We start from the raw sequence: 25,429 nt of genomic DNA on the forward strand, positions 1-25,429 counted from the left end.
TCAGCGGGGCTGCGGCACGCCCGCGAGCAGCTCCTCGAAGGCCTCGGTCGCGCTGCGGTGACGGGCGAGCGGTGCGCCCTGCCCCATCCACAGCGACTGCAGCTCACCGAGGTTCTGCTCGATCGCCGCGGTGCGGAACTGTCCGGTGAGCCAGTTCTGCATCGGGAAGGGCGCGATCGTCCCGCTGGCCTCGATCGCCCGCACGGCGCGGTTGCGCGCGCCCCGGGCCAGACGACCGCTCAGGGCACGGGTCAGCGCGGTGCCGTCGGCGGCCGTCGAGCGGATGGCATCGCGGTGCATGTCGGTGGTCGCCGATTCCGCGGTCGCGAGGAACGCCGTGCCCACCTGCACCCCGGCCGCGCCGAGCGCGAAGGCGGCCGCCACGCCGCGCCGGTCGGCGATGCCGCCCGCGGCGATGACGGGCACGTCGACGGCATCCACCACCTGCGGCACGAGAGCGAACGTGCCGACCAGCGAGTCCTCCGCCGGCCGCAGGAACGACACCCGATGCCCGCCCGCCTCGAGACCCGTCGCGACGATCGCGTCGACTCCCGCCTCGGCCAGGGCAATGGCCTCGGCGACGGTCGTGGCGGTTCCCACGACACGGATGCCACGGCGACGCGCCTCGTCGACGACCTCGGGCGACGGCACGCCGAAGACGACGCTGAGGACGGGAGGCGCCGCGTCCCAGATCGCGTCGAGCTGCTCGTCGAGCGGCGGCAGGTAGCGTTCGGGGCGCGCCGGCACGGGCACGCCGACCGCCTCGTAGAACGGCTGCAGGGCCTGAGCGAACACCGTGTGCTGCGGGTTCGGCAGGACCTCGTCGCCCCGAGGCAGCCAGATGTTCACGACGAACGGTCGCGGAGTCGCCGCGCGGAGGGATCCGATCGTCGCGCGGATGCGGTCGCCGTCGTAGCCGTAGAGGCCGTACCCTCCGAGGCCGCCCGCATCGCTCACCGCCGCGGTGAGCGCCACGGACGAGAGCCCGCCGAAGGGACCGAGGACGATCGGATGCTCGATGCCGAACAGCGCACGCAGGTCAGTCATGTTTCGAGGCTACGCCCGCGGGAAGGCTCGGGGGTCGGCCGGAATCCCGGATCCGGTGCTCAGTGCCCGGTGCTACGCTCGGCCCGAGGGAGGCGCGCATGAGCGAGTGGTTCGGGCAGATGCTCGGCGTCGTCGCGGCCGCGCTCGGCGTGGTGGCCCTTCCGGACGCCGCCGCTCTCGGCGTCGCGATCGCCCTGGTGGCGCTGACCACCCTGACGATCGCCCTCGCGTTGAGCCTCGTTCCGCCGAGCGCACGCTCCGCCCCGCATCCGCTGCGGGCGATCGACGTCTCGACCCTGCTCGCGCAGAGCGATCCTGACGCCGCCGGCCATCCGCGCCCTCGTGCGCCGGGAGTCGCCGTCTCCGCGTAGTCCACCGTCTTCGGTACGGGATTGCGCGGCTTCGCCGACCCTTCCCGACACCACGAACGGACCCCATGGACATCTTCGCCTTCCCTCCTCTCGCCGCCCTGCTCGACGCCGCCTACGGCGCCCTCATCGGGTTGGCCTCCCTCGTCGAGCCCTTCGCCGGGGCATCCGCCGCCGCGCTCGCGGTCGTGCTCGTCACCCTGCTCGTCCGCGCACTCCTGATCCCGGTGGGGGTGTCGCAGGCCAAGGCCGAGCAGACCAGGGCCCGCCTCGCGCCGCGCCTGCGCGAGCTGCAGCGGCGACACAAGAAGAACCCCGAGCGCCTGCAGAAGGAGATGCTCGAGCTCTATCGCAGCGAGAACACGTCGCCCTTCGCGGGGATGCTGCCGGTGCTCGCGCAGGCGCCCGTCGTCGGCATCCTGTACACGCTGTTCATCCGCCCCGAGATCGCCGGGCACCCGAACGAGCTGCTCACGAACGACCTGTTCGGCGCGCCGCTCGGCACGAGCCTCGTCTCCGCGGTGTTCGGCGGCACGGCGACGCCCGAGACCCTGGTCGTCTTCGGGGCGCTGATCGCCGTCATGATCGCGGTGGCCGAGATCACCCGGCGCGTGTTCCGCCCCACGGCGGTGGACGACTCGCCGCTGAGCTCGCCGACCATGCTGCGGGTCGTCGGCGCGCTGCACTACCTGACGGCGGTGTTCGCCGCGTTCGTCCCGCTCGCCGCCGCCCTGTACCTCACGGTGACCGTCGTCTGGACCCTCGTGCAGCGGGTGCTCCTGCGGCGCCGGTATCCGCTGCCGGAGCCGGCGATCGCCGCCCGGTGAGGCTGACCCGGCGGGTCTGACCGCACGGGGCTGACCGCACGGGGCTGACCCCGCGGGTCCGACCGCACGGGGCCGGGACCGGGGTCGGGGTCAGTCGGGCAGCGGGAGGGGGCCGGTGAACGGACCGGTCTCCTCCTCGACGTCGCGTCCGTCGTCAGCATCCGCGTCGGTGCGCTCCCGCTCCCCCTCTGGTGCCGTCGACGAGGCTGCCGCCTTCCGCCGCCGGCGCACTCCCAGGGTGGTCCCGACGCTGGCGGCGACGACGAGGGCGATCGCGACCATGCGCAGCGGGGTGGCGCTCTGCCCGAGGACCAGCCAGCCCGCGAGGGTCGCGAACGCCGGCTCGAGGCTGAGCAGCACGCCGAACACCCGCTGCGGCAGACGGCGCAGCGCGGCGAGCTCGAAGCTGTACGGGATGACCGATGAGAGAACGGCGGTGATCGCCGCGAAGACGAGCAGCTGGGGGTCTCCCGCGACCGTGACGGCGGCGGGCACACCCACGGGAATGAGGAGGACGGCGGCGACGAGGAGGCCCATCGCGAGTCCGCCGCTGCCGGGGATGAGCGCGCCGACCCGAGCGCTCATGCGGATGTACATCGCCCAGAACCCCGCCGCGATGAGGATGAACACGACGCCGAGGGGGTCCAGCGGCTCGGCGCCGATGAGTCCGTCCACGCCGAGGAGCACCATGCCGGCGAGAGCCACCGCCACCCACGCGGCATCGGACACCCGGCGGGTGAGCACGGCGGCGAGGACGAGGAGCCCGAGGAACTCGATCGCGACGGCAGGCCCGAGCGGGATGCGGTCGATCGCCGCGTAGAAGAACCCGTTCATCGCCGCGAGCGAGACGCCGAAGAGCACCGCCGCGAGCCACTGGCTGCGCGTCCATCCTCGGGGACGGGGCCGCACGATCCCGACCAGCAGCAGCGCGGCGATCGCGACCCGCAGGGAGGTCACGCCCCAGGGCCCGAGGACCGGGAACAGCTGGGCGGCGACGGCCGCGCCGAAGGGCAGCGACAGGCAGGAGCCGACGACCAGTGCGACGCCCACGAGCGGACGGGAGGACGCGGACTGCTGCACCCGTCCAGCCTAGGCCGCCGCGACGACGACCCGGACGGAGGCGCCGCCCGGGAGTGATCCCCCGGGCGGCGCCGACGTTCTCAGAGGTGCTTGCCGCCCGTGACCGCGAGCACCGTGCCCGACGTGTACGACGACTCCGCCGATGCGAGGTAGACGTAGGCTCCGGCGAGTTCGGCGGGCTGACCGGCTCGTCCGAGCGGGGTGTCCTGTCCGAACGTCTGCACGCGCTCCGAGTCCCAGCCGGTCGCGGGGATCAGGGGCGTCCAGATGGGCCCGGGCGCCACGGCGTTGACGCGGATGCCGCGCTCCCCCGCCTCTTCGGCCAAGGCCGACACGAAGGCGACCTGAGCGGCCTTCGTCATCGCGTAGTCGATCAGGCCCGGCGAGGGCGAGGCCGACTGCACCGACGACGTGACGATGATGCTCGACCCCGGCTCGAGGTCGGGGTATGCGGCGCGGGCGGTGTACAGGAGCCCGAACAGGTTCGTCTCGAACACCCGTCGCATCTTCTCGGTCGAGAGGTTCTCGAAGCCGGCGATGTCGTGCTGGTACGCGGCGTTCAGCACCAGGACGTCGAGCCCGCCGAAGGCGTCGCGCGTCTGCGCCACGACGTCGGTGGCGAACGCCTCGTCCCTGACGTCGCCGGCGAGGCTCAAGCCCTGTCGGCCTTCCGCCCGTACGAGCGCGAGCGTGTCATCGGCATCCGCCTGCTCCTCGGGCATGTGCACGATGGCGACGTCCGCACCCTCGCGGGCGAAGGCGATCGCGACCGCTCGTCCGATGCCGGAGTCGCCGCCGGTGATCAGCGCCTTGCGGCCTTCGAGGCGGCCGTGTCCGACGTAGCTCTGCTCGCCGTGGTCCGGTTCGGGTGCCGTCTCGTCGGTCAGGCCGGGCTGGTCCTGCTCCTGAGCGGGGAACTCGTCGTCCTTGTGCTGGGTGCGGGGGTCAGGGGCGTTCTCGGCCATGATGTCTCCTCGTCCTGGATCCGGGGTCGGTGATCCATCGAGACTCGCCGCCTCGTCGGACCCTCGGGAGGGGGTTGACAAGGAATGCCAGGGGCGACGATCGCACGAGACCCCTCTCGGGAGGGAGACAGCCCTCAGAGCTGCGGTGTGGCCGTCTCCGTGACTCCCGCAGCCGATCCGGGCGTCTCCTGCGGCTCGGGCACGAGATACAGGCCGCTCGGGGCGTTGGCGGTGAAGGCGAGCGCCTCGATCCAGGCGCGGTTCACCGAGGGCTGGCGGCTGCCGAAGTACTTGAAGACCAGCGAGCTGCCCGGGTGGATCCACACCGTCGTGCGCCCGCCGCCGACGCTGGCGTCCTCGCGCCAGCTGAACGGGAAGGGCTCGGCGCGGCGCAGCTTCGCGGTGATCACGAGCTGCAGGTGCGTGAGAGCGCGATCCTCGATCTCGGACTTCACACTGCCCTCGTAGATGAACTTGCCCATGCAGGCCTCTCCTCTGATGTTCGTTCGGTCGCGCACGCCACCCCGACAACGACTGTCGGCGCCTCCCCTATGGGCGTAGCGTCGATCCTATGGGAATGATCTATTACGACGGCGCGGACAATCCGATCCCGATCGAAGATCGCGCTCTCGCGCACCTCAAAGTCGTGATCGCGACGAAGCTGCGGCGCAACGAGAGCTTCACCCTGAGCTGGAAGCATCCCGAGGGACAGCCGCGCGGACGCACGACCATCTGGCTGCATCCGTCGATCCCGCTCCGGTTCGTCTTCGACGACGTGGAGCCAGTGCAGCTCAGGGCCGACTGGATCACCGCGATGGCGAACTCCGCGAACAGCACCGGCGGCATCATGCTGGTCCTGGAGGACATGGTGCCGGTCGACGGAATCCACGGGAACTCGGAGGATTCAGGGCAGCAGCGCTTCGAGGAAGCGGCCCTGTGAAGTCAACCCCCTCGCGACGATCACCGTCGCGTCCTACCGTGGGTATCGATTTCGAGGAGGCCTGACCATGAACGCACGGCACATCGACGACCGGCCCGACGAGGGCTACGTCCCCACCACGACCCACGCCGAATTCGGCGCCGGCAACCCCCGCCTGCGCGTCCGTCGCGACGGGGAGCGCGCGGAGTTCGCGCTCGAGGCCGATGTCGTGCGGATCGGGTCGGCCGCCGACAACGAGCTGCGCCTCGCAGACTCAGACCCGGTGCACGCGACGATCACCCACGACGACCGCGACGAGTACGTCCTCGAGCTGCACGGCGCGGGCGGCATGAACTCCAACCCGGATGCGACCGCCACCCACCCGGGGGATCACAGCCAGACGCTGCGCACGGGCGCGAGCTTCACGATCGGCCCCTGGGAGCTGGTGTTCGCACGCGACGAGTACGCCGACCACGGCCGGCCGTTCGGCGGTCGCCTCGGTGGCGAGTACTCAGACCAGCCTCTGCAGGAGCCGCACCCCGACTACTCGGACGAGGCCTCCGTGCACACCGACGCCCCGACTCACTCGGACTCCGTCGACGAGACGTGATGCGGTACGCCCACGGGCTTCGACTCCGCTGAACCACGCTGGCGCAGGTAGATCGAGAACGCCACCATGGTGCCGACCGCGAGGAACTCGGACTGCCAGTTCTGCAGCGTGCGGTCCCAGAAGTCCGATGACATGACGTAGTCCAGCCATGTCATCGGCGGGGCGCCGTGCATCGCGTTCTCCTCGTTCATCACGATGGTCCCGGTGAGCGACTGCGCGAGCCAGGACAGCGCGAAGATCGCACCCATCACGATCAGCAGCGAATTGCCGAAGATCAGCGTGCGCACCCCACCCGCTTTCGCCCACCGCGGCGAATCGCTGCGGGCGTGCCTGCCGATGAACTGATCCTCGTCCGATCCGGGTCCCTCGTCGCCCGGCTTCTTCGATTCGGGCGACCCGCGCTGGATGAACCAGATGGTCGCGGCGATGAACAGGAAGAACTGCAGGAACTCCGACTGCCAGTTCTCGGCGACGTCGACGAGGAAGTCCGACGAGGTGACGAACTCGCCGTAGCCGATCGGAGGCTGGCCGTGATCGGTCAGCTCGGAGTTGTTGCGCAGGAAACCGGCGATCGACTGCCCTGCGAGAGCGAGGACGAAGAGCGCCAGGAAGAACAGGCTGAGGCCGTTGTCGCGGATGGCTCTGCGCATGGTCACCGCCCTGCCCACGGCGTGAGGATCATCACGACGAGGCCCGATGCGATCAGCCCCGCCCAGATCCAGAACATCGCCCGCATGCCGACGGTGTCGCCGGCATTCTCCTCTTCACTCCGCTGCACGGACATGGGTCCCCCTCCGATCGATGACGCCTGCCGCCTCATCGTGGTGCGGCGGCAGGAGCGGGTCGAGGGGCTTGACGACGGCCTCTCCCGATGTCAATCCCCGTGATCGGTCCCGGAGGCCGCGTCTAGGGTCGGTGACGGCGCGGACGACCGCGCCGCTCGAGACGAGGGAGACACGACGATGACCGATCGAGAGGTGGAGCGCCTGAGCGAGGTCGCTCGCGAACGCGGACTGCGTGTGTGCGTGGTCGAGTCACTCACCTCGGGGCGCCTCGCGAACACGATCGGCGCGGGCGAGGGAGCGGGCGAATGGTTCGCCGGCGGCATCGTGGCCTACTTCACGGACATCAAGGAACGGATCCTCGGGCTGACGCCCGGCACGGATCCTGTGTCGGCAGCGTGCGCCGAGCAGCTCGCCGAAGGGGCGCGTGAGCTGTTCGACGCCGACCTCTGCGTCTCGACCACGGGGGTCGGCGGCCCCGGCCCCGAGGGCGGACACCCGGCGGGCACGGTCTACGTCGGCTGGGCGTCGAACGACGGCGTCGGGCACCGGATGCTCGCTCTGGAGGGCGACCCGCAGGACATCCTCGACGAGACGGTCGCCACCGCGACCAGACTGCTCGCGTTCCATGCCGAGGGTTTGCACCCGGCCGGGCCGCGACGCACCGGCACCGCGTCCTCTCCCGACTGAGGCACGGCGCCGGGGCCTCACCTCCCGGGGACGAGCCCGATCCGCAGGGGTGCATCGGGAACGGATGCCGCGGCGAGCGCCTCGTCGATCGCCGCGAGCTGCCGCACCTCGCCGACTGCGTCGGCGAACGGGTAGGCGCGGCCTCGTCCGGCGAGGAACGCCACCGCCTCGGCGAGCTCCTGCCCGGTGTAGTTGTGCACGCCGGTGACGGTGACGAGTCGGCGCACGAGCGACTCGGCGTCGAACGGCACCGGCTCGGCCGGGAACACACTGCCCACGAGCACCACGGTGCCACCGGTCGTGGCACCGGCGATCGCATCCTGCACGGCGTGCCCTGACGCCTCGATGACGACGTCCGGGTCGCGGTCGAGCGGCGACGCGCCGAAGCGCGCCGCGAGAGCCACGCGCGCGGGGTTCGGGTCGAGCACCTCGACGGTCGCGCCGTGCTCGGCGGCGATCGCGGCGGCGGTGAGACCGACGAGCCCCGCCCCGTGGATGCGCACCGCCGCACCCTCGAGGTCCTGGTCGCGCGCGGCACGCGCGACCGCCGCCCACGCCGTCGCCGTCGCGCAGGACGCGGGGGCGAGCACGGAGGCCGGCAGAGACTCCGGCACCCGCACGATCGAGGTCCCGGCACGCACCTGCACGTGGCTGCCGAAGGCGCCGGTGAGGTCGCCGTGCACCCCGATGCGATCGTGACCGTACTTGCCGAGGGTGCGGCACTTCTGGGTCAGGCCACGCGAGCATCGGTCGCACGCACCGCACGAGACGGTCACCGACCACACCACGCGGTCGCCGATGCGCAGAGGCGTTCCGTCGACGGCCTCGGCCCCGCAGTCGCCCGTGGCGATCACCCGCCCGACGCACTCGTGCCCGAGCACCAGCGGCACGGGAGCGGAGCGTCGGCCCTGCACGGTGTGCACATCGGAGCCGCAGATCGTCGACATCTCGACGGCGACCAGCACGTCGCGATCGCCCAGCGCGACGCCCGGGACGGCGATCGTCTCGTGCGGATGCCCTTCACCGATCCACACCATCGCCGTCGCCGCAGGGCGCAGCGCGATGTCGCGGCGATGGCCGGGAGGACGCACCAACAGGGTGCCCACGTCGCACCCCGCCTCAGACGGTGGCGGCGAGGGGCAGCAGACCGCGCTCGGCGAGTGCTCCGCGCAGCGCCGTGACGTCGGACAGCACGGCATCCGCACCGGCCGCGGCGAGCGCATCCCGGTCGTGTGCACCGGTGAGCACGCCGGCCACGAAGCCTGCGCCGGCACGGCGTCCTGACTCGACGTCGCTGACGGTGTCTCCCGCGACCGCGACCGCGGACACGGACGAGGCCCCCGTGCGCAGGAGCGCCGTGAGGACGAGGTCGGGAGCGGGTCGACCGCGCCCGGCGTCCACCGGAGACAGCGCGAGGTCGACGAGTCCGTGCCAGCCGAGCCCGTCGATGAGCGCGTCGCGGGTCACCGGCGCGAAGCCGGTCGTGAGCGCCACCGCGAGGCCCGCGTCCTTCAGCTCGCGGATGGCCTCTGCAGCACCGGGGATCTCGCTGACGCCCTGCTCCTCGACGATCTCGGCGTAGGCGCCCTCGAATGCCGCCGTCGCGCGCTCGGCCGCGTCGCGGTCGCCACCGGCGAGGTGCGTGAAGACATCGATCTTCGACTGCCCCATGGTGACCCGCACGTGGTCGAGTGCATCGGCCCACGGCATCCGGTCGGCGACGCCGGTGCGTTCCGCCGCACGCTGGAAGGCCTGCTCCACGACGCCGTCATCGACCACCGTGGTGCCGGCCATGTCCAGCACCACCAGTTCGGTCCTGGTGATCTCGAGTGAAGCGGTCATGCTGTTCCTTCCATCGCGGGTGTCCACCCGAAGGCGGCGGTGAGATTCTCTTCGGCGAGCCCCAGCCCCGTCGTCATTCCGATGCCGGTGGTCGCGGCGAGCGCCAGCACCCCCTCGTCGACCTGCTCGACGAGGAACTCCTGCGGTCCCTTGGCGTAGACGCCCTGCCACCGCTCGAGCACGCGCGGGGTCGGCATGTCGAACAGCGCATCGGCCTCGCTGAGGAACGCGGCGAACGCGGCCTCGGGCTGGAAGGGCGCAGGCGAGACCCCGGTGGCGTGCGAGTCGCCGATGATCAGCGTGCCGTCGGGCAGCTGCGTGTACATCTGGTTGAGATCGAGCGCGGCGAGGTCGGGCCGCTCCGCGTGAAGACGCTCGCGCAGCGCGACAGCCGACGATGTGTCCGCGAACCGGCCGTAGCGCACGAGCGACCAGCCGGTCAGCAGTGGCGCGGACAGCGGATGCCTGAAGGTCACCGCCGCCCGCAGCATGTCGAGGGTGCAGCGGACGACCCCCGTCCGCTCGGCGATCTCGGGGAGGAGCTGGTCGAGGTCGTGGTTGACCGCGACGACGATCGAGCCCGCCGTGAGGGGACCGCGCGTGGTGTCCACGCGGCCCGTGCCGACGGCGGTCACAGCGGTCCGGAAGCGGAACTCGACGCCTGATCGGGCCAGGTGCCGCACGATCGCCGCGGCGGCCGTGCGCGGATCGGTCTGCAGATCGGTCTCGATGTGCGCGCCGCCGACGAGACCGTCCGAGCGGAGCGGCGCGAGCCGGAGCAGCTCGTCCGTCTCCAGCATCCGGATGCCGCCGCCCGCCGCCGCCTGCTCGAGCACCGCCAGCTCGTCGGCGCGACGCGCCGCCACGAGCGTGCCGGACTCGCGGAGCCAGAAGCGGGCGTCCCGCGAGAGGCGGAGCCAGAGTTCGCGGGAGGCGTCGGCGTAGCGTCGGGCGTCGCCCTCCTGGGCGCCGATGCAGAGGTGACCGAAGTTGCGGATCGTCGCGCCGACCGGCGCGTCGGTGCGGTCGACCACGATGACGCTCAGCCCGCGGCGGATCGCCGCGTACGCGGCCCCGAGACCCACGATGCCGGAGCCGATGACGACGACGTCGGCAGCGTCGCTCCCGCCCGTCGCAGCGCTCACCGGAACACCTTCCGCATCCACATCGCGAGTCCTTCGACGATCAGCACCGTCACGAGGATCATGAGGACGATCGCGGTCACGGTCTCGTAGCGCGACCCCTGGCTGGCGTTGAGCAGGTAGTAGCCGACACCGCCGCCGCCGACGATCCCGAGGATGGTCGCCGCCCGGATGTTGGTGTCGAGCATGTAGAAGCTGTGCCCGATGAGCGCCTGCATGCCCTGTGGCACGGTGGCCGAGGCGTACGTCTGCAGGCGCGTGGCGCCGACCGCCCTGAGAGCGCGCTCCGGCCCACGGTCGACCTCTTCGAACGAGTCGGCGATGAGCTTGCCCAGCAGGCCGATGCCACCGATGGCCAGCGCGATGACTCCCGCCTGCGCACCGAGGCCGGTGATGACGACGAGCACGATCGCGAGGATCAGCTCCGGGATGCCGCGGATGCCGACGAGCAGGAAGCGCGCGGCGCCGCGGATGCCGGAGCCCGGTGCGACGTTGCTCGCCGCGAGCGAGCCCAGCAGGAGCGAGGGCAGCAGCGTCAGGACCGTGGCGGCGAGCGCGATGGCGACGGTGTCGACCATCGCGGACACCATCACGGCGGCGTCGTAGCTGCCGAAGGACGGCGGCCAGAAGCGCGCGGCCACCTCGGGCAGCTTCGCCCAGAACGTGACGAAGTCGAGCCAGTTGATCTGACTCACGACGACGCTGCCGACGACGACGACCAGTGCGACCGCACCGCCGATCGTGTTGCGCACGCGCTCGGCGGTCCAGGGACGACGGGCCGCGGTCTGCGGGGTCGCCGCCCACGCAGGACGCTCCGGCGCGCCGGCGGGCGCCGCACCGGCATCCCGGAGTCGCGGGTGGAGGAGTCGGTCGATCCAGGAGCGGGTGTGCTTCTGCGTGCCGAGCATCGCCCCGCGCACCATGCTCGAGACGATCTCCATCACGATGCACAGGATGAAGATGACGAGTGCGATGCCCAGGCCCTTGCCGTAGTTCAGCGCCTTGAACGCGTAGGACATCTCGAGTCCGAGTCCGGCGACGCCGACGTAGCCGAGCACGACGCTGCCGCGGAGGTTGATGTCGTTGCGGTGCAGCACGGTCGCGACCCAGCTGGGCAGCACCTGCGGCAGGATGCCGGAGGTGAACTCCTGCACCTTCGAGCCGCCGGCCGCGCGGATGGCGAGGCGCGGGCCCTCGTCGATCTGCTCGATCGCGTCGGCGAACATCTTCGAGATCATGCCGATCGAGTGGATGCCGATGGCGAGGATGCCCGGCAGCGTGCCGAGCGAGAACATGAGCACGAACGCCATGGCGAGCACGACATCCGGAAGGGCGCGGGTCAGCACCCCGACGAAGCGGGCCGCGGCGCGCCAGCCGTTGCCCGGGGTGGTGTTGGAGGCGGCGAGGTACGCGATCGGCACCGAGAGGACGGCTGCCAGCAGCGTGCCGACCAGCACGAGCCCGACCGTCAGGGCGATCAGCCACACCAGGTCGCCGAACTCGGGGAAGGAGAGCCCTCCGACCCTGGCGATGAAGTTCTCCGCGTTGCCCCAGCTCTGCACCATCGCGGGGATCGAGATCCCGACCTCGTTCACGGCGAGCACGCCGAGGGCGAGAAGGGCGAGGAGCGTCAGAGACGCGGCGATGCGCTCGGGAGAGATCGGTCGCTTCGGCGCGCGCTCCGCAACGTCGGCGTGCGCTCCTCGCGCGTCCGGATGCGCTCTGCCCGCGTTCGGGGCGTCGACGAGCGTCATGAGACCGGCGCCTTGTCGGGCGCGACGTCGACCGCACTCACCGCGAGCTCGAGCTCCACGGCCTGGATCTCGGCCGTCGATGTCGCGACGCGGCCGTAGATCTCCATCACCTCGGCCTTCGTGAGGTCGGTCGTGGGGGTGTCGAGCACGATCTCGCCGTGGCGGAGTCCGACGATGCGATCGGCCCACGAGATGGCGAGATCGACCTGGTGCAGGCTGCACACGACGGTGAGTCCTTCGTCGGCGGCGATCTCACGGATCAATGCCATGACCTGGTCGCTCGATTCGGGGTCGAGCGAGGCGACGGGCTCGTCGGCGAGCAGGATGTCGGGCTTCTGCATGAGGGCGCGGGCGATGGCCACGCGCTGCTGCTGCCCGCCCGAGAGGGTGTCGCTGCGCTGGTACGCGCGGTCGAGGAGGCCCACGCGGTCGAGGTGCTCGAGCGCCCGGACCTTGGCCCCGCGCGAGTAGCCCCACAGCCCGAGGCGCGGCCCGCGGACCTCGGAGAGCGAGCCCGTGAGCACGTTCTCGAGCACGGTCAGCGACGGCACCAGCTCGAACTGCTGGAAGATGAAGCCGACGCGACTGCGGAGGGCGCGGAGCGCCTTGCCCTTGAGCGTCGGAACCTGGGATCCGAGCACCTCGACGGAGCCGGCCGTGGGGGTCTCCAGCCCGTCGAGGTGCCGCAGCAGCGTGGACTTGCCCGAGCCCGACAGGCCGAGCAGAACGACCATCTCGCCGCGGGCGACCTGCAGGGACGCTCCGTTCAGCGCCGTGGTCGAGCCGAAGGTCTTCGTCACGCCGTCGAGCCGGATGAGGGCGTCGGATGCCGCGTTCATGTCAGTTCTCCTGGGGGTGGGTCATGCGTGGGGGTGATGCGGGATGTCTGCGGGTGAGCGCCCTTCGCCCGGCGGGCGAAGGGCGCTCGTGTGCGACCGTCGGTCAGTGCGACAGGGTCAGCCCTGGCACTGCTCCGCTTCGGTCTCCTCGCAGATGTCGCGGATCAGGTCGTAGTACGCGTCGTCGACCGGCTTGGTGGCGTAGAAGACGCTGCGGAACGAGTCGGTGTCCGCGCTGTCGATGCCCGCGGCGATGATGTCGTCGATCGTGATCTCGGCGAGGCCGTCGATGAGCGCCTGGGAGACGTCGTCGGGCAGGGTCGAGGAGTAGACGAGCGGGGCGCCGGGGACCATGGTCTCATCGATGACCTTGACGGCATCCGACTTCTCGACCTCGGAGTCCTCGGCGAAGCCGACCTCGCACTCGACGCCTTCGCCGACCTTCTGCACGCTGACGTCGTGCTTGCCCGCGAAGACGGGCGTGATGTCCGCCGTCGGGTCGATGCCCGCCTCGAGGAGGTTGTACGACGGGAAGAGGTAGCCCGAGGTCGACGACGGGTCGACGAAGCAGACCTTCTTGCCCGCGAAGTCCTCGATGCTCTCGATGTCGCTGTCGGCGGGGACGATGGCCTGCGAGAAGTACCCCGGCTCCTGACCCTCTTCGGTGACGATCGACGAGATCGGCGTCAGCGTCGCGCCGTTGTTCGTGGCGGTCACGTAGGTGAAGCCCGAGAACGAGGCGACGTCGACCTTGCCGGCCACCGCAGCCTCGATGAGGGCGGCGTAGTCGGTGGACTCGTGGTACTCGACGGTCTTGCCGGAGATCTCGGCGATGTAGTCCATGAGGGGCTGGTAGTTCGTCTCGGTGTCGACCGAGTCGGGGACGACGCCGAAGACGAGGGTGTTCTCGTCGACGGCGAAGCCGCTGGCGGACGACGTCTCTTCCGCCCCGGAGCCGGTGGCCTCCGCAGAGCCGGAACAGGCGGCGAGGCCGAGCGCGAGAACGGCTGCGCCGGCGAGAACGGGGAGAGCACGGAGCTTCATGAGGACCTTTCAGGGTGAGGGAGGTGATCCACGTGCCACTCTGACACCCTGCATGCCGAGGTATGTACCTAACTTGGAAGAGTTCAGGCGTCGTTCACCCGGGATTTCCTCGGATGAACAGTGGCAGAACGCGAACCCGGCGGATGCTTCGACAAGTAGTATGCCTATGTGGCCGAAGCTGTATACACCCAGATCGCCGACGACCTCCGGCAGCAGATCGTCGGTGGCTCGCTGCGCCCCGGCGACGACGTGCCGACCGAGTCCGAGCTCGCCGAGCGGTGGCGCACGTCGAGGGGACCGATCCGCAACGCTCTCGCCACCCTCCGGAGCGAGGGGCTCATCGAGACCGGTCGGGGGCGCCCGGCCCGGGTCGTGGCGGTGAAGGCGAGTCAGGCCGTCGACGTGTCCGTGCCGTTCACGCGCTGGGCGCGTGATCTCGGGGTCACGCCCGGTGCGCAGACCCAGGAGATCAGTCTGCGACGGGCGGGCGACAGGGCGGAGCTCCTCGGGGTGTCCCCCGACGACACGATCGTCAGCGTGGTGCGGCTGCGACTGCTCGACGGGCGCCCGACGATGCTGGAGCGCCTCTTCTACACGGAGATCGCCGGGCGGCGGCTCTTCGAGGTCGACACGGACCAGGTGTCGATCACGGAGCACCTCGCGTCGGTGGGGCATCCGATCGTCGGGCTCGAGCACCAGATCGACGCGGTCGCGGCCGATGAGCAGGATGCTGCACTGCTGCGCGTGCCTCAGGGGACGCCGATCCTGCGGCTGAGTCGGATATCCCGAGACGCGGAGGGCCGGATCTTCGAAGCCTCGGAGGATCGCTACCTCAGCGAGGTCGTGCGCTTCACCGTGTCGGCATCCGGGATATCGACGGATGGCCACTACATGCGCGCGGTCGGAGGATGACCCTCCGGAGGATCGCTTCCTCTCATATCTGAGAGAAGCCGATCGCGAGCGCGATGGGGATCAGATTCCAATAACCGCGCTCGCGATCACAGCGCTGGGGATGCGCTATTTCTGGGGTATTACCAATGTAAACGGCGAGATACACCATGGAACACAGCCGAACGTCGAGACATCGGCTAGACCTTCGTCTAGTTCTCGCGCGGTGGGCGCGCCTCGGGCGTCAGCTGCGGGCGATGGGCAGCTGGGCCGACACGACCCAGCGTCCGTCGATCTCGCCGGCGTCGAATGTGCCGCTGGCCCCGAGAACGCGTTCGGCCATGCGACCGATGCCCGTGCGGCTGGAGGACAGTTCACGTCGCGGCGTCGCAGAGAGCGGGCTGCTCACGGTGAGGGCTGCCGCGTCGTCGCTCACGGCGAGGTCGATCGCGATCTGACCCTGACCGGCGTACTTCAGTGCATTGGTCGCGGACTCGCGCATGATGCGGGCGAGGATGATCTCGGCAGCGCGCGGGATGCGCTCGTCCGAGGGGTCGCCGGTGACCTGCACCGAGTGACCCGCGGACTCGAACTCCTCGGCGGCCTCCTCGATGGAGGCGGCGAGATCGCCTGCCGGCATTCCGGAAGCACGGGGGCCGTCGTCGGCGAGGTCGATCACGAACCGGAGGTCGGTCATGGCCTTGCGTGCGGCGATGCGGATGGCTTCCTGCGAAGCCCCGCTCGCGGTGTCGTCGTCGAGCATCTGCACGTGCAGCGAGACCACCGTCAGGTGGTGCGCGATGCTGTCGTGGAGCTCGCCGGCGATCCACCGCCGCTCGGCGAGTACTGCTTGACGTTCCTGCTCGGCCTTCTCGGCGAGCTGCACCTCGAGGGTGCGGCCCCGGGCGAAGGCCAGACGCAGTGCGTAGCCGACAGCGCCCGCGACGACAGCCGCGATCAGGTAGACGCCGACGTTGATCGGCTCCTCGTTCACGCCGACCGCCACGAAGGCGGTGGCGAGGAGGAAGCCCGCTGCGTACGAGAGAAGGAGGGAAGTCCAGCCCAGACGGACGATGAGCCCTGCCGCCAGTGCGGCGACGATCAGACTCTGCGACTGGGTGTCGGTGAGGAAGGAGAGTGCGAACACGAGCCCGAGGGCGCACGTCGCGATGAGGGGTGACCAGAGATATAGCGCGAGCATCGCGGTCGACGCAATGCTCACCACGGCGGCGAAGGGATCGACGCCAGGGGTGAGGAGCGACCCGACCGCATCGATCACCACGATGGTGCCGACGATCGCAAGCACGGCGATCCGCTCGATGACGGAGAGCTTCTCACCTTTTCCGAGCCGAGCTACATCTGAAACCGCGCTCAGGGTCGGACGGGAGGCCATGCTTCAGTATCTCCTATTTTCCAGGTAGATTAACGCGTGAAGCCAAACATCTTGCCAACGGCCTGCCAGAAAGTCATATCAATTCACCTCCGAAGTTGCACTTTTGTTTAGGAACAACTTCATCTTCTCGGTGATTTACGGCCCGCACATCTGTCTTCTGTCTAAACCTCAATAGCCAAAGGTCTAGGTGTCCCCATCGGCGGGCTAGCCGGTTAGGCTTCCTCCATGCCCGATATCCGCGTAGTGATCGTCGATGATGACCCCCTGGTGCGTTCAGCGCTCTCGCACTTCGTGTCTCGCGACCCCGAGATCACCGTGATCGCGGAGGCGGAGACGGGGCTGGAAGGCATCGATACGGTGGAGCGCGAACGTCCGGATGTGGTGATGATGGACGTGCAGATGCCCGAGATGAACGGCATCGAGGCGACGGCCGTGATCAGTGAGCGGTGGCCCGACGTCAAGATCCTGGCCGTGACGACTCTCGACGGCAGTGACACGGTGCTTCCGATGCTGAGCGCGGGCGCCTCGGGGTACATGCTCAAGGACTCGAGTGCGGCGAGCATCGTCGCGGCCGTGCGCGAGGTCTACAGCGGCGCGAGCTCGCTGTCCCCGCGGATCGCGTCGCTCTTGATCAAGCATGTGCGGGACAACGAGCCGATCGGCAGCGACGGCACCCTCGAGGAGCTGACGGATCGGGAGCAGGAGGTGCTGCAGCGGCTGGCGCAGGGCATGTCGAATGCCGAGATCGCGCGGTCGCTCATCGTCTCGGAGGGCACGGTGAAGGCTCACCTCGGGCGGATCATGTCGAAGTGGCATGTGCGCGACCGGGTGCAGATCCTCGTCACTGCCGCACATGCGGGTCTCGTCGAGTTCCGCTGACACTCGCCTCACACCGCCAGCAGCACGATCCCGCCTGCGACCACGGCCGAGGCCGCGATCCGCCACCCCGGCCGACTCTCCTTCAGGACGAACACCCCGAACAGGCTGACCAGCACCACACTGACCTCTCTCAGCGGCGCCACGAGCGCCACGGGAGCGATCTGGATCGCCGTCAGCACGAGGATGTACGACAGTGGCGACAGGATCCCGAAGGCGACGATGCGCCGCCACTGCGTCCGCCCGAGCGACCAGACGGCGCCCCAGCGCCCGCGGACGCCCACCGAGTAGAAGGGGATCTCGAGGAGCATCGTGCCGACCATGAACGCGACCGGCGACAGGCTCCAGGTCCGCACGGCGTTCGCATCCCAGATCGTGTAGATCGCGATCGCGACGCCTGTGAGGAGTCCGAAGACGATGCCGAGATCGATTCCGCGGCGGCGCCCCTCGGCGCGTCCGCGATCCACCAGACCGATCGCCACGACGCCGACGATGATCGCGGCGACACCCACCAGCGCCACCGCCGACGGCCGCTCCCCCAGCAGCAGCACGGCGACCAGCACCGACAGGAAAGGCCCCGTTCCTCGCGCCGTCGCATAGACGGTCGACAGGTTGCCCTCGCGGTAGCCGCGTTGCAGCACCGCCATGTACGCGACGTGGAGCACCGCCGAGACCCCCACCCCCAGCACGAATGCCAGGAGGTCGTCGGTGCCGAGTCCACCGGTGAACGGGATGACGCCGATCCAGACGACGGTGCCGCCGACCGCACCCCACCAGAGGAACGGCATCCCCGCCTTGCTGACCCCATGGGCGATGACGTTCCAGGCGGCGTGCGAGATGGCGGCGGCGATGACGAGGCCGAAGGCGAGAGCGGACATGCGAGACCCTTCCCTCCGTCGCGGGGCGCGACGAACAGGGTCCTCCGGGCTTTTGTCCTGTCAGATGACGGCGCTCCTGCGGAGGAGCACCGTGGCGCCGCTCGGACCAGTCGAGCCGATCCACTGCAGGAGTGAGCCGGCCCCGGAACCCTAGGCGCTATCGGGATCACGGTACCGCCCGATGATGACGCGCAGGTGAACGACCCGCAGGCGAACGACGCCCTCGCCCGCCCCGAGCCGCCGCGCCGATTACGATCGAAGGACGCCCGTCTGCAGGAAGGTCGCCATGCCCGTCACACCCGACGCACTCGCCCACTCCGAGGATCTCGCCGACTTCGTCGCCGCCTCTCCCTCGAGCTACCACGCCGCAGAGGAGATGGCCCGACGGCTGACGGATGCCGGCTTCGTCCGCCTCCTCGAAGAGGACGCGTGGGAGGTGCAGCCCGGAGGTCGCTATGTCGTCGTGCGCGACGGCGCGGCGATCGCCTGGACGCTCCCCGCGGATGCCACCGCGACGACTCCCGTGCATGTCTTCGGCGCGCACACCGATTCGCCCGGCTTCAAGCTCAAGCCCCAGCCGACCACCGGCACGAAGGGCTGGCTGCAGGTCGCGGTCGAGGTCTACGGCGGCCCGCTGCTGAACTCGTGGCTCGATCGCGAGCTGCGCCTCGCCGGACGACTGGCCCTTGCCGACGGGCGCGTCGTGCTCGCCGACACCGGTGCGATGCTCCGGCTCCCTCAACTCGCGGTGCACCTCGACCGCGAGGCGAACAGCGGCCTCGCCCTCGACAAGCAGTTCCAGACGCAACCCGTCTGGGGGCTCGGCGACCCGACGCAGGCCGACATCCTGGCCGAGCTCGCCGCATCGGCCGGCGTCGGGGCCGAGGACATCCGCGGCTACGACGTCGTGATCGCCGACTCCGCCCGCGGCGCGGTCTTCGGCAAGGACGACGCGTTCTTCGCATCCGGCCGCCTCGACGACCTCGCCTCCGTGCACGCCGGCGTCGTGGCGTTCGAGAAGAGGACCGACAGTGCGACCGGGCCGATCGCCGTGCTCGCCGCCTTCGACCATGAAGAGCTGGGGTCGAACTCGCGTTCGGGAGCCGCCGGGCCGTTCCTCGAGGACGTCCTGCATCGCGTGTACGACGCGCTCGGCGCCGACGCCTCCGAGCGCCGCCGGGCGTTCGCGGCCTCGTGGTGCCTGTCCAGCGACGTCGGCCACTCGGTGCACCCGAACTACGTCCACAAGCACGATCCCGTCGTGCAGCCCGTGCTCGGATCGGGTCCGATCCTCAAGGTGAACGCGAACCAGAAGTATGCGACGGATGCCGTCGGCTCCGCCGCGTGGCGCCGCTGGTGCGAGGCCGCGGAGGTCGAGACGCAGGAGTTCGTGTCGAACAACAACGTGCGGTGCGGGTCGACGATCGGTCCGATCACTGCCACGCGTCTCGGCATCCGCACCGTCGACGTCGGCATCCCGATCCTGTCGATGCACTCGGCGCGCGAGCTCGCCGGCGTCTCCGACCTCCACGACCTCACCCGTGTCACGGAGGCGTTTTTCGCCGGCTGAACCCCGGTGTCCCCGGTCGATGCCATCATGAGCAGATGACCGACACGCACCCGACCGAGACCCGGGGTGCGCTCATCGAGCGCGCGGGCATCGAGATCATCCCGGAATCCGAGCGCACCGCCAAGCCGCGCGACCTCTTCTGGCCGTGGTTCGCCGCGAACGTGTCGGTGTTCGGCATGTCGTACGGGGCGTTCGTGCTCGGCTTCGGCATCTCCTTCTGGCAGGCGACGCTGGTGTCGATCATCGGCATCGTGGTGTCGTTCCTGCTGTGCGGCCTCATCGCGATCGCCGGCAAGCGGGGCTCGGCGCCGACGATGGTGCTCTCGCGCGCCGCGTTCGGCGTGCAGGGGCAGAAGGTGCCCGGCATCGTCTCGTGGCTGACCTCGATCGGCTGGGAGACGTTCCTCGCGATCATGGCCGTGCTCGCGACGGCCACCGTCATCACCCAGCTCGGAGGCGACGGCGACAGCATCGCGCTGAAGATCGTCGCCACCGTCATCGTCGCCGCGCTCATCGTGGCGGCGTCCGTGCTCGGGTATCACACGATCATGAGGCTGCAGTCCGTCCTCACCTGGATCACGGGTGTCGTGACCGTCCTCTACGTGATCCTCGCCGCCCCGAGCATCCGCTGGGACGCCGTCATGGCGCTTCCCGACGGCGGCATCGGCCAGGTCATCGGCGCGCTCGTCCTCGTCATGACCGGGTTCGGTCTCGGGTGGATCAACATCGCCGCCGACTGGTCGCGCTATCAGAAGCGCTCGGCATCCGACGGGGCGATCGTCGCGTGGAACACCGTCGGCGGCTCCGTCGCCCCGGTGATCCTCGTCGTCTTCGGTCTGCTGCTCGCCGGCTCGAACGACGAGCTGTTCGCCGCCGTGCAGGCCGACCCGATCGGCGCTCTCGCCACGATCCTCCCGGTGTGGGTCCTCGTGCCGTTCCTGCTCACCGCCGTGCTGGCCCTCGTGTCCGGCGCGGTGCTCGGCATCTACTCCTCGGGGCTCACGCTGCTGAGCCTCGGCATCCGCATTCCCCGTCCGTCCGCCGCCGCGATCGACGGCGTCATCCTCACGCTCGGCACGATCTACGTCGTGTTCTTCGCCACCGACTTCCTCGGTCCGTTCCAGAGCTTTCTCATCACGCTCGGTGTGCCGCTCGCCTCGTGGGCCGGCATCCTCATCGCCGACATCCTGCGTCGCAAGAAGGACTACGACGAGGCGGCCCTGTTCGACAGCCGCGGCCGCTACGGCGCCTGGGACTGGACGGCGATCGGCACGATGGCCGTCACGAGCGTCATCGGGTGGGGACTCGTCGTGAACAACTTCGCCGACGCCGCCCCCTGGAACAATTGGCAGGGCTACCTGCTGCCCCTGATCGGCGGCAAGGACGGCGAGTGGGCGTACGCGAACCTCGGCGTCTTCTTCGCCCTGGTCCTGTCGTTCGTCTTCACCTGGTTCGCCCGTGCGGGGAGGATCCGCCGTCAGGAGGAGCGGGCATGATCGATCCCGAGGAGCGGCCGTCGGACGACCCCTGGCTCGTCGTGATCGACCCGCAGAACATCTTCGCGTCGTCCGACTCCGCGTGGGGATCGCCGTTCTTCTCCGCGGCGATGCCGCACATCCGCGCGCTGGCGGCGTCGTTCGGCGAGCGCGTCCTCATCACCCGATGGATGCCGACGGCCGATCGATCGACCTCCTGGGGCGAGTACTTCGCGTCCTGGCCGTTCGCCGACCGCCCACCGAGCGATCCGCTGTTCGACCTCGTCCCCGATGCGGCAGACCTCTCGCCGCATCCGACTCTCGACGTCCCGACGTTCGGCAAGTGGAGCGCCGTCGAGACCGTCGTCGGCCGGGGGGCGCACGTCGTGCTCGCGGGCGTCGCGACGGACTGCTGCGTCATCTCCACCGCCCTCGCCGCAGCGGATGCCGGTGCGCACGTCGCGATCGCCGCCGATGCATGCGCCGGATCCACCGCCGACAACCACGCCGCGGCCCTGCAGGTGATGCGCCTCTACCCGCCGCAGCTCACCGTCACCGACACCGAGTCGGTGCTCGCCGGCCGCTAGGCCGACCGCACGGCAGCGGCGACGTCGGCGGGAGATCCGTGCCACGGGGCGCCGTGACCCGGGAGCACCCATGATGCCGACACGGCGGCGAGCCGGTCGAGTGAGTGCAGCGCCGTCTCGGGCTCGTCGGTGAACGGGGCAGGCTGCGCACCTTCGCGGCCGGTGAGCACGTGCCGGGTGGTCAGGGCGTCACCCACGAAGACCGCGTCGACCGCCGGGACGTGCACCGCGATGCTGCCCGGCGAGTGCCCCGGCATGCCGACCACGACCGGCGCACCGGGGAGATCGAGCACCTCGCCGTCGGCGACCTCCGTCACCTCGGCGACGTGCCGGGTGCGCAGGGCGTTCTTGCGGAGTCCGTAGGCGAAGAATCGGAGCACCGGCCCCAACCGCGCGGGACCCATCGGCGTCTTCGGCTTCTCACCGGTGCGTACGCGATGCGCATCGGCGGCGTGGATGAACACGGGCACGCCCGCCTCGACGCGGAGGCGCTCGGCGAAGCCGATGTGGTCGCCGTCGCCGTGCGTCAGCACCAGGCCGCGGATGTCGGACAGCGGGCGCTCGATCTCCTCGAGTGTCCGGCGGAGATCGCGCCAGTGGCCGGGGAGCCCCGCGTCGATCAGGGTGATCCCGTCGGGCAGTTCGACGAGGTACGAGGCGACGATGTCGTTGCCCAGACGGTGCAGGTGCGGCGCGAGCTTCATGGCGACTCCTTCGGTCGGTTGCCACGGCTACGTTACGTAGCTATCATAGCTATTGTCAATAGCCATGAGGAGGAGCGGATGCCCACCCCCGAGAGAACGTCGCTCGCAGAGATCGTCGCCGCCGGTCGCGAGATCCTCGAGCTGAGCGGCCCCGGCGGACTCACGATGCAGGCGGTCGCCGAACGCGTCGGCGTGCGCGCCCCGTCGCTGTACAAGCGCGTGCGCGACCGGGATGCGCTCCACGCCGCCGTCGCCGAGGCCTCCATCGACGCGCTCACCACCCGACTCGCCGGGTCCGGCGACGACCTGGCGGCGCTGGGCGATGCCTATCGCGCCTTCGCGCATGAGCATCCCGAGGGGTTTCGACTGATGTTCACGGCATCCGCCCCCGAAGGCGCCCTCCAGCGCGCATCGGAACAGGTGCTGCGGGCGTGCAGCGCCCTGGTCGGGCCGGACGACGCCCTCGACGCCGCTCGCCTCTTCACCGCATGGGCGACCGGATTCCTGCAGATGGAGCTGGCCGGGGCCTTCCGGCTCGGCGGCGACGTCGATCGAGCCTTCGGCTACGGACTCCGGCACATCGTCGCCGGGCTGTCGCCCCGGTCCTGAGCAGCCGCGACCGGAATACTGCCATGATGATGCGCGGAGAGGGGTTTCCATGACCACGAGCGCGCACGCCGACGAGTCCACCCACCCGAAGAGGGTTCGCCGCCCGTGGCATCGGACCACGATCGCGCTCGGGGTCGTCCTCATCGTGGTCGCGGTGATCGCGATCGTCGGCGCCCTCACCCCCTGGCCCTCCGCCATGCTCATCCGGTCGGTGTTCACGCAGGGCGGCGAGGCCACAGCGGCCGAGATGGACGCGCACGTCCCGGATACGGCGCTCACCGAGCAGCTCGACGTGGCCTATTCCGACGGCGGCGCAGACACCACCATGGACGTCTTCGCCCCGGCATCCGCCACCGCCCCGTTGCCGACGGTCGTCTGGATCCACGGCGGCGCCTGGATCTCCGGAGAGAAGGAGAACGTCGACCCGTACATGCGCATCCTCGCCGCGGAGGGCTACACGACGATCGCCGTGAACTACACGATCGGCCCCGAGGGCGTGTACCCGCTCGCGGTGCATCAGCTCAACGACGCGCTCGCCTACATCGACGAGCACGCCGAGGAGCTCGGCGTCGACCCGAACCAGATCGTGCTCGCGGGGGACTCGGCGGGCGGCCAGCTCGCCAGTCAGATGGCCACCCTCATCACCAGCCCCGACTATGCCGCGATCATGGACATCGAGCCGTCGCTGGAGGCATCGCAGGTCGTCGCGACGATTCTCAACTGCGGCGTCTACGACCTGGCGGCGCTCGCCCGGCTCGACGGCATCGCCGGGTGGGGCCTCAAGTCAGCCATGTGGGCGTATTCGGGCACCAAGACCTGGGCGGAGGATTCGACCGGCGCGACCATGTCGACCATCGACTGGGTCACCGCCGACTTCCCCACCACGTACATCTCCGGCGGAAACGGCGACGGCCTCACCTGGCTGCAGTCGATCCCGATGGCTCAGCGCCTGGAGGAGCTGGGCGTCGACGTCACGACGCTGTTCTGGCCGGCCCCTCACGAACCCGCGTTGCCGCACGAGTACCAGTTCCACCTCGACATGCCGGACGCGCGGACGGCCCTGCAGAAGACGATCGAGTTCCTGGACGCGCACACGACGCGCTGAGCCTCGCCCACCACGCACGCCCTGTCCCGATCTGCCGGGAAGGAACAGGTCCGGCCCCTACTCCATCGTGTCGAGGATGCCGACGAGGCTCTCGAACGTCGTGAGCGGGTTGAGGATCGCGAACCGGGTGTTCGGACGGCCTCCGTGTGAGCTCGGCACGACGAAGGCCCGCTGCGAGTCGAGCAGCTCGTCGGACCAGCGGTCGTAGTCGGCGCGCTCCCACCCCTCGCGCTCGAACACCACGACCGAGAGCTGCGGATCTCGCACGAGACGCAGCCCGGGCCGGGAGGCGATCTCGTCGGCGATGCGCTTCGTCAGGGCGAGCGTCGCTCCGACCGCCTCGCGGTAGGCCGTCACGCCGTAGGTGGCCAACGAGAACCAGAGCGGCAGACCCCGCGGGCGGCGTGTGAGCTGGATCGAGTAGTCCGAGGGGCTGTAGTCGTCGCCGTCAGTCAGGGTGTCGAGGTACTCCGCGTGCTGCGTGTGCGCCCGGCGTCCGTTCTCGGGGTCGCGATAGATCAGCGCACAGCAGTCGAACGGCGCGAACAGCCACTTGTGCGGATCGACGATCACCGAATCGGCGCGCTCGACCCCGACGAAGATGTCGCGCGCCTCGGGGGCGAGCATCGCCGTGAGCCCGTACGCGCCGTCGATGTGCAGCCAGAAGTCGAACTCGTCCTTGAGCGCGGCGATGCCCCCGATGTCGTCGACGATCCCGAAGTTCGTCGACCCTGCCGTCGCGATGACGGCGCAGATCTCGTCGCCGTGCTCGCGCAGCGCCTCGCGCACGGCATCCGCGCGCAGTCTGCCGTCGGCTCCCGCCGGCACGAGCAGGACGTCGGCGTCCATGACCTTCGCGGCGGACTTGTTCGAGGAGTGCGCCTCTGTGCTGCACACGATCCTCCAGCGCGACGGGGGCGTCTTCCCCTGCTCCGCGAGGCGGGTCTTCGCGGCCTCGCGCGCGGCGACCAGCGCCGACAGGTTGCCGATCGTGCCGCCCTGGACGAACACTCCCCCGGCGGTGTCGGGCAGGCCGAACTCCGCGGCGAGGAAGGACAGGACCTCGTTCTCGGCGTGCACGGCTCCCGCACCCTCGAGCCAGCTGCCTCCGTACAGACCGGATGCCGAGACGACGAGGTCGAACGCGATCGACGCGATGGTCGGTGCCGTGGGGATGAACGACAGGTAGGCGGGGTGGCTCGTGGTCAGGCACGCCGGCGCGAGGATGTGCTCGAAGACGCTGAGCGCCCGGTGCGATCCGAGGCCCGTGTCGGTGATCGTCGGGCCGACGAGCCGGTTGAGCTCGGCCGGGGTCTGCGGCTTGTCGAGCGGCACGTCGGCGGCGAGCATCCGCCGTCGCGAGTAGTCGAGCACGGCGTCGACGATCGCCGTCGACTCGGTCGATGCGGCATGCATGCGGTCTGCGCCCATGGTT

At 70.1% G+C, this 25,429-nt stretch carries 28 protein-coding genes; 12 read left to right on the forward strand and 16 right to left on the reverse strand.

The genetic code is table 11. The features are described from left to right. Complete coding sequence (locus BN2660_RS02755; RefSeq protein ID WP_091226970.1) at positions 1–1,047, reverse strand: NAD(P)H-dependent flavin oxidoreductase; 1,047 nt, start codon at positions 1,045–1,047, stop codon at positions 1–3. Positions 1,048–1,145: 98 nt separating this feature from the next. On the opposite strand from BN2660_RS02755, the gene BN2660_RS02760 reads away from it, so the two are divergent. Together BN2660_RS02760 and BN2660_RS02765 are read left to right on the forward strand one after the other, a co-directional pair. Next, complete coding sequence (locus tag BN2660_RS02760) at positions 1,146–1,418, forward strand: DUF6412 domain-containing protein (protein ID WP_091226973.1); 273 nt, start codon at positions 1,146–1,148, stop codon at positions 1,416–1,418. A 65-nt stretch (positions 1,419–1,483) separates the two neighbouring features. Further along, positions 1,484–2,242: a YidC/Oxa1 family membrane protein insertase gene (locus BN2660_RS02765; protein WP_091226976.1), complete on the forward strand. Its 759-nt coding sequence runs from the start codon at positions 1,484–1,486 to the stop codon at positions 2,240–2,242. A gap of 90 nt (positions 2,243–2,332) precedes the next feature. On the opposite strand, the gene BN2660_RS02770 is transcribed toward BN2660_RS02765, so the two are convergent. The 3 genes from BN2660_RS02770 to BN2660_RS02780 form a co-directional block, all read right to left on the reverse strand. Next, positions 2,333–3,322, reverse strand: coding sequence for an EamA family transporter (locus BN2660_RS02770; protein WP_091226978.1), 990 nt, complete (start codon positions 3,320–3,322; stop codon positions 2,333–2,335). Positions 3,323–3,402: 80 nt separating this feature from the next. Then, positions 3,403–4,287, reverse strand: coding sequence for an SDR family oxidoreductase (locus BN2660_RS02775; RefSeq protein ID WP_091226981.1), 885 nt, complete (start codon positions 4,285–4,287; stop codon positions 3,403–3,405). A gap of 134 nt (positions 4,288–4,421) precedes the next feature. Beyond that, a complete protein-coding gene (locus BN2660_RS02780) occupies positions 4,422–4,769 on the reverse strand; it encodes a DUF7882 family protein (protein ID WP_091226984.1) in 348 nt (115 codons plus the stop codon). An 89-nt stretch (positions 4,770–4,858) separates the two neighbouring features. Here BN2660_RS02780 and BN2660_RS02785 point away from each other — a divergent pair, with 89 nt between their 5' ends. Next, positions 4,859–5,227 (forward strand): DUF7882 family protein, encoded by a 369-nt coding sequence (locus BN2660_RS02785; RefSeq protein ID WP_091226987.1) that lies wholly within the window; start codon positions 4,859–4,861, stop codon positions 5,225–5,227. Positions 5,228–5,294: 67 nt separating this feature from the next. Then, complete coding sequence (locus BN2660_RS02790; protein ID WP_091226989.1) at positions 5,295–5,816, forward strand: FHA domain-containing protein; 522 nt, start codon at positions 5,295–5,297, stop codon at positions 5,814–5,816. Here BN2660_RS02790 and BN2660_RS02795 read toward each other — a convergent pair. Together BN2660_RS02795 and BN2660_RS16730 are read right to left on the reverse strand one after the other, a co-directional pair. Continuing rightward, a complete protein-coding gene (locus BN2660_RS02795; RefSeq protein WP_091226991.1) occupies positions 5,789–6,466 on the reverse strand; it encodes a DUF6766 family protein in 678 nt (225 codons plus the stop codon). The genes BN2660_RS02790 and BN2660_RS02795 overlap by 28 nt on opposite strands. Positions 6,467–6,468: 2 nt before the next feature. Next, complete coding sequence (locus BN2660_RS16730) at positions 6,469–6,600, reverse strand: hypothetical protein (protein ID WP_255304996.1); 132 nt, start codon at positions 6,598–6,600, stop codon at positions 6,469–6,471. Between the two features lie 178 nt (positions 6,601–6,778). Here BN2660_RS16730 and BN2660_RS02800 point away from each other — a divergent pair, with 178 nt between their 5' ends. Beyond that, positions 6,779–7,288 carry a CinA family protein gene (locus tag BN2660_RS02800; RefSeq protein ID WP_091226993.1) on the forward strand — a complete coding sequence of 170 codons (510 nt, stop codon included), beginning with the start codon at positions 6,779–6,781 and terminating at the stop codon, positions 7,286–7,288. A 17-nt stretch (positions 7,289–7,305) separates the two neighbouring features. Here BN2660_RS02800 and BN2660_RS02805 read toward each other — a convergent pair whose 3' ends face one another. The 6 genes from BN2660_RS02805 to BN2660_RS02830 form a co-directional block, all read right to left on the reverse strand. Then, positions 7,306–8,394 (reverse strand): alcohol dehydrogenase catalytic domain-containing protein, encoded by a 1,089-nt coding sequence (locus BN2660_RS02805; RefSeq protein ID WP_176697059.1) that lies wholly within the window; start codon positions 8,392–8,394, stop codon positions 7,306–7,308. Between the two features lie 13 nt (positions 8,395–8,407). Beyond that, complete coding sequence (locus tag BN2660_RS02810; protein WP_091226997.1) at positions 8,408–9,130, reverse strand: phosphonatase-like hydrolase; 723 nt, start codon at positions 9,128–9,130, stop codon at positions 8,408–8,410. Next, complete coding sequence (locus tag BN2660_RS02815) at positions 9,127–10,275, reverse strand: TIGR03364 family FAD-dependent oxidoreductase (RefSeq protein WP_091226999.1); 1,149 nt, start codon at positions 10,273–10,275, stop codon at positions 9,127–9,129. The genes BN2660_RS02810 and BN2660_RS02815 overlap by 4 nt, the downstream gene beginning before the upstream one ends. Next, positions 10,272–12,026, reverse strand: coding sequence for a phosphonate ABC transporter, permease protein PhnE (gene phnE / locus BN2660_RS02820; RefSeq protein WP_255304997.1), 1,755 nt, complete (start codon positions 12,024–12,026; stop codon positions 10,272–10,274). The genes BN2660_RS02815 and phnE overlap by 4 nt, the downstream gene beginning before the upstream one ends. Further along, positions 12,023–12,865: a phosphonate ABC transporter ATP-binding protein gene (gene phnC / locus BN2660_RS02825; protein WP_091227003.1), complete on the reverse strand. Its 843-nt coding sequence runs from the start codon at positions 12,863–12,865 to the stop codon at positions 12,023–12,025. Before phnC ends, phnE begins: the two co-directional genes overlap by 4 nt. A gap of 117 nt (positions 12,866–12,982) precedes the next feature. Further along, on the reverse strand, positions 12,983–13,909 hold the full coding sequence (locus tag BN2660_RS02830; protein ID WP_091227008.1) for a phosphate/phosphite/phosphonate ABC transporter substrate-binding protein: 927 nt from the start codon (positions 13,907–13,909) through the stop codon (positions 12,983–12,985). A gap of 168 nt (positions 13,910–14,077) precedes the next feature. On the opposite strand from BN2660_RS02830, the gene BN2660_RS02835 reads away from it, so the two are divergent. Beyond that, positions 14,078–14,821: a GntR family transcriptional regulator gene (locus tag BN2660_RS02835; RefSeq protein ID WP_091227012.1), complete on the forward strand. Its 744-nt coding sequence runs from the start codon at positions 14,078–14,080 to the stop codon at positions 14,819–14,821. A gap of 220 nt (positions 14,822–15,041) precedes the next feature. On the opposite strand, the gene BN2660_RS02840 is transcribed toward BN2660_RS02835, so the two are convergent. Then, positions 15,042–16,190 carry a sensor histidine kinase gene (locus tag BN2660_RS02840; protein WP_091227015.1) on the reverse strand — a complete coding sequence of 383 codons (1,149 nt, stop codon included), beginning with the start codon at positions 16,188–16,190 and terminating at the stop codon, positions 15,042–15,044. Between the two features lie 225 nt (positions 16,191–16,415). Between BN2660_RS02840 and BN2660_RS02845 the strand changes: the two genes are divergently transcribed. Beyond that, entirely contained in the window at positions 16,416–17,069 is a 654-nt protein-coding gene (locus tag BN2660_RS02845) for a response regulator (RefSeq protein ID WP_255304998.1), read from the forward strand. 8 nt (positions 17,070–17,077) lie between these two features. Here the strand turns inward: BN2660_RS02845 and BN2660_RS02850 are convergent, their stop codons facing one another. Further along, positions 17,078–17,944, reverse strand: a complete 867-nt coding sequence (locus BN2660_RS02850; RefSeq protein WP_091227021.1) for an EamA family transporter — start codon at positions 17,942–17,944, stop codon at positions 17,078–17,080. A 286-nt stretch (positions 17,945–18,230) separates the two neighbouring features. Between BN2660_RS02850 and BN2660_RS02855 the strand changes: the two genes are divergently transcribed. Genes BN2660_RS02855 through BN2660_RS02865 form a run of 3 tightly spaced genes read left to right on the forward strand, consistent with a single transcriptional unit; the run spans position 18,231 to position 21,576 of the window. Beyond that, positions 18,231–19,514 carry a M18 family aminopeptidase gene (locus BN2660_RS02855; RefSeq protein WP_091227024.1) on the forward strand — a complete coding sequence of 428 codons (1,284 nt, stop codon included), beginning with the start codon at positions 18,231–18,233 and terminating at the stop codon, positions 19,512–19,514. A gap of 35 nt (positions 19,515–19,549) precedes the next feature. Further along, on the forward strand, positions 19,550–21,010 hold the full coding sequence (locus tag BN2660_RS02860; protein ID WP_091227026.1) for a purine-cytosine permease family protein: 1,461 nt from the start codon (positions 19,550–19,552) through the stop codon (positions 21,008–21,010). Beyond that, positions 21,007–21,576, forward strand: coding sequence for a cysteine hydrolase family protein (locus BN2660_RS02865; RefSeq protein ID WP_091227029.1), 570 nt, complete (start codon positions 21,007–21,009; stop codon positions 21,574–21,576). Before BN2660_RS02860 ends, BN2660_RS02865 begins: the two co-directional genes overlap by 4 nt. Here the strand turns inward: BN2660_RS02865 and BN2660_RS02870 are convergent. Further along, complete coding sequence (locus tag BN2660_RS02870; RefSeq protein ID WP_091227032.1) at positions 21,573–22,280, reverse strand: MBL fold metallo-hydrolase; 708 nt, start codon at positions 22,278–22,280, stop codon at positions 21,573–21,575. The two genes, BN2660_RS02865 and BN2660_RS02870, sit on opposite strands and share 4 nt — an antisense overlap. Before the next feature lie 78 nt (positions 22,281–22,358). Here BN2660_RS02870 and BN2660_RS02875 point away from each other — a divergent pair, with 78 nt between their 5' ends. Next, complete coding sequence (locus BN2660_RS02875; RefSeq protein WP_091227034.1) at positions 22,359–22,889, forward strand: TetR/AcrR family transcriptional regulator; 531 nt, start codon at positions 22,359–22,361, stop codon at positions 22,887–22,889. Between the two features lie 49 nt (positions 22,890–22,938). Continuing rightward, the gene (locus tag BN2660_RS02880) at positions 22,939–23,994 is read left to right on the forward strand and encodes an alpha/beta hydrolase (protein WP_091227036.1); all 1,056 of its coding nucleotides are present in this window, start codon (positions 22,939–22,941) and stop codon (positions 23,992–23,994) included. Between the two features lie 57 nt (positions 23,995–24,051). Here BN2660_RS02880 and BN2660_RS02885 read toward each other — a convergent pair whose 3' ends face one another. Then, the gene (locus BN2660_RS02885) at positions 24,052–25,425 is read right to left on the reverse strand and encodes a pyridoxal phosphate-dependent decarboxylase family protein (protein WP_091227039.1); all 1,374 of its coding nucleotides are present in this window, start codon (positions 25,423–25,425) and stop codon (positions 24,052–24,054) included. Positions 25,426–25,429 lie beyond the last annotated feature (4 nt).

Origin of the sequence: Microbacterium sp. 3J1 (assembly GCF_001049495.1) — a bacterium.
GTDB lineage: Bacteria > Actinomycetota > Actinomycetes > Actinomycetales > Microbacteriaceae > Microbacterium.

Coding starts and splice junctions, on each gene's coding strand:
- BN2660_RS02755 (WP_091226970.1), bottom strand. CDS start 1,047: ATGACTGACCTGCGTGCGCTGTTCGGCATCGAGCATCCGATCGTCCTC.
- BN2660_RS02760 (WP_091226973.1), top strand. CDS start 1,146: ATGAGCGAGTGGTTCGGGCAGATGCTCGGCGTCGTCGCGGCCGCGCTC.
- BN2660_RS02765 (WP_091226976.1), top strand. CDS start 1,484: ATGGACATCTTCGCCTTCCCTCCTCTCGCCGCCCTGCTCGACGCCGCC.
- BN2660_RS02775 (WP_091226981.1), bottom strand. CDS start 4,287: ATGGCCGAGAACGCCCCTGACCCCCGCACCCAGCACAAGGACGACGAG.
- BN2660_RS02780 (WP_091226984.1), bottom strand. CDS start 4,769: ATGGGCAAGTTCATCTACGAGGGCAGTGTGAAGTCCGAGATCGAGGAT.
- BN2660_RS02785 (WP_091226987.1), top strand. CDS start 4,859: ATGGGAATGATCTATTACGACGGCGCGGACAATCCGATCCCGATCGAA.
- BN2660_RS02790 (WP_091226989.1), top strand. CDS start 5,295: ATGAACGCACGGCACATCGACGACCGGCCCGACGAGGGCTACGTCCCC.
- BN2660_RS02795 (WP_091226991.1), bottom strand. CDS start 6,466: ATGCGCAGAGCCATCCGCGACAACGGCCTCAGCCTGTTCTTCCTGGCG.
- BN2660_RS16730 (WP_255304996.1), bottom strand. CDS start 6,600: ATGTCCGTGCAGCGGAGTGAAGAGGAGAATGCCGGCGACACCGTCGGC.
- BN2660_RS02800 (WP_091226993.1), top strand. CDS start 6,779: ATGACCGATCGAGAGGTGGAGCGCCTGAGCGAGGTCGCTCGCGAACGC.
- BN2660_RS02810 (WP_091226997.1), bottom strand. CDS start 9,130: ATGACCGCTTCACTCGAGATCACCAGGACCGAACTGGTGGTGCTGGAC.
- phnE (WP_255304997.1), bottom strand. CDS start 12,026: ATGACGCTCGTCGACGCCCCGAACGCGGGCAGAGCGCATCCGGACGCG.
- phnC (WP_091227003.1), bottom strand. CDS start 12,865: ATGAACGCGGCATCCGACGCCCTCATCCGGCTCGACGGCGTGACGAAG.
- BN2660_RS02830 (WP_091227008.1), bottom strand. CDS start 13,909: ATGAAGCTCCGTGCTCTCCCCGTTCTCGCCGGCGCAGCCGTTCTCGCG.
- BN2660_RS02840 (WP_091227015.1), bottom strand. CDS start 16,190: ATGGCCTCCCGTCCGACCCTGAGCGCGGTTTCAGATGTAGCTCGGCTC.
- BN2660_RS02845 (WP_255304998.1), top strand. CDS start 16,416: ATGCCCGATATCCGCGTAGTGATCGTCGATGATGACCCCCTGGTGCGT.
- BN2660_RS02850 (WP_091227021.1), bottom strand. CDS start 17,944: ATGTCCGCTCTCGCCTTCGGCCTCGTCATCGCCGCCGCCATCTCGCAC.
- BN2660_RS02855 (WP_091227024.1), top strand. CDS start 18,231: ATGCCCGTCACACCCGACGCACTCGCCCACTCCGAGGATCTCGCCGAC.
- BN2660_RS02860 (WP_091227026.1), top strand. CDS start 19,550: ATGACCGACACGCACCCGACCGAGACCCGGGGTGCGCTCATCGAGCGC.
- BN2660_RS02865 (WP_091227029.1), top strand. CDS start 21,007: ATGATCGATCCCGAGGAGCGGCCGTCGGACGACCCCTGGCTCGTCGTG.
- BN2660_RS02870 (WP_091227032.1), bottom strand. CDS start 22,280: ATGAAGCTCGCGCCGCACCTGCACCGTCTGGGCAACGACATCGTCGCC.
- BN2660_RS02875 (WP_091227034.1), top strand. CDS start 22,359: ATGCCCACCCCCGAGAGAACGTCGCTCGCAGAGATCGTCGCCGCCGGT.
- BN2660_RS02880 (WP_091227036.1), top strand. CDS start 22,939: ATGACCACGAGCGCGCACGCCGACGAGTCCACCCACCCGAAGAGGGTT.
- BN2660_RS02885 (WP_091227039.1), bottom strand. CDS start 25,425: ATGGGCGCAGACCGCATGCATGCCGCATCGACCGAGTCGACGGCGATC.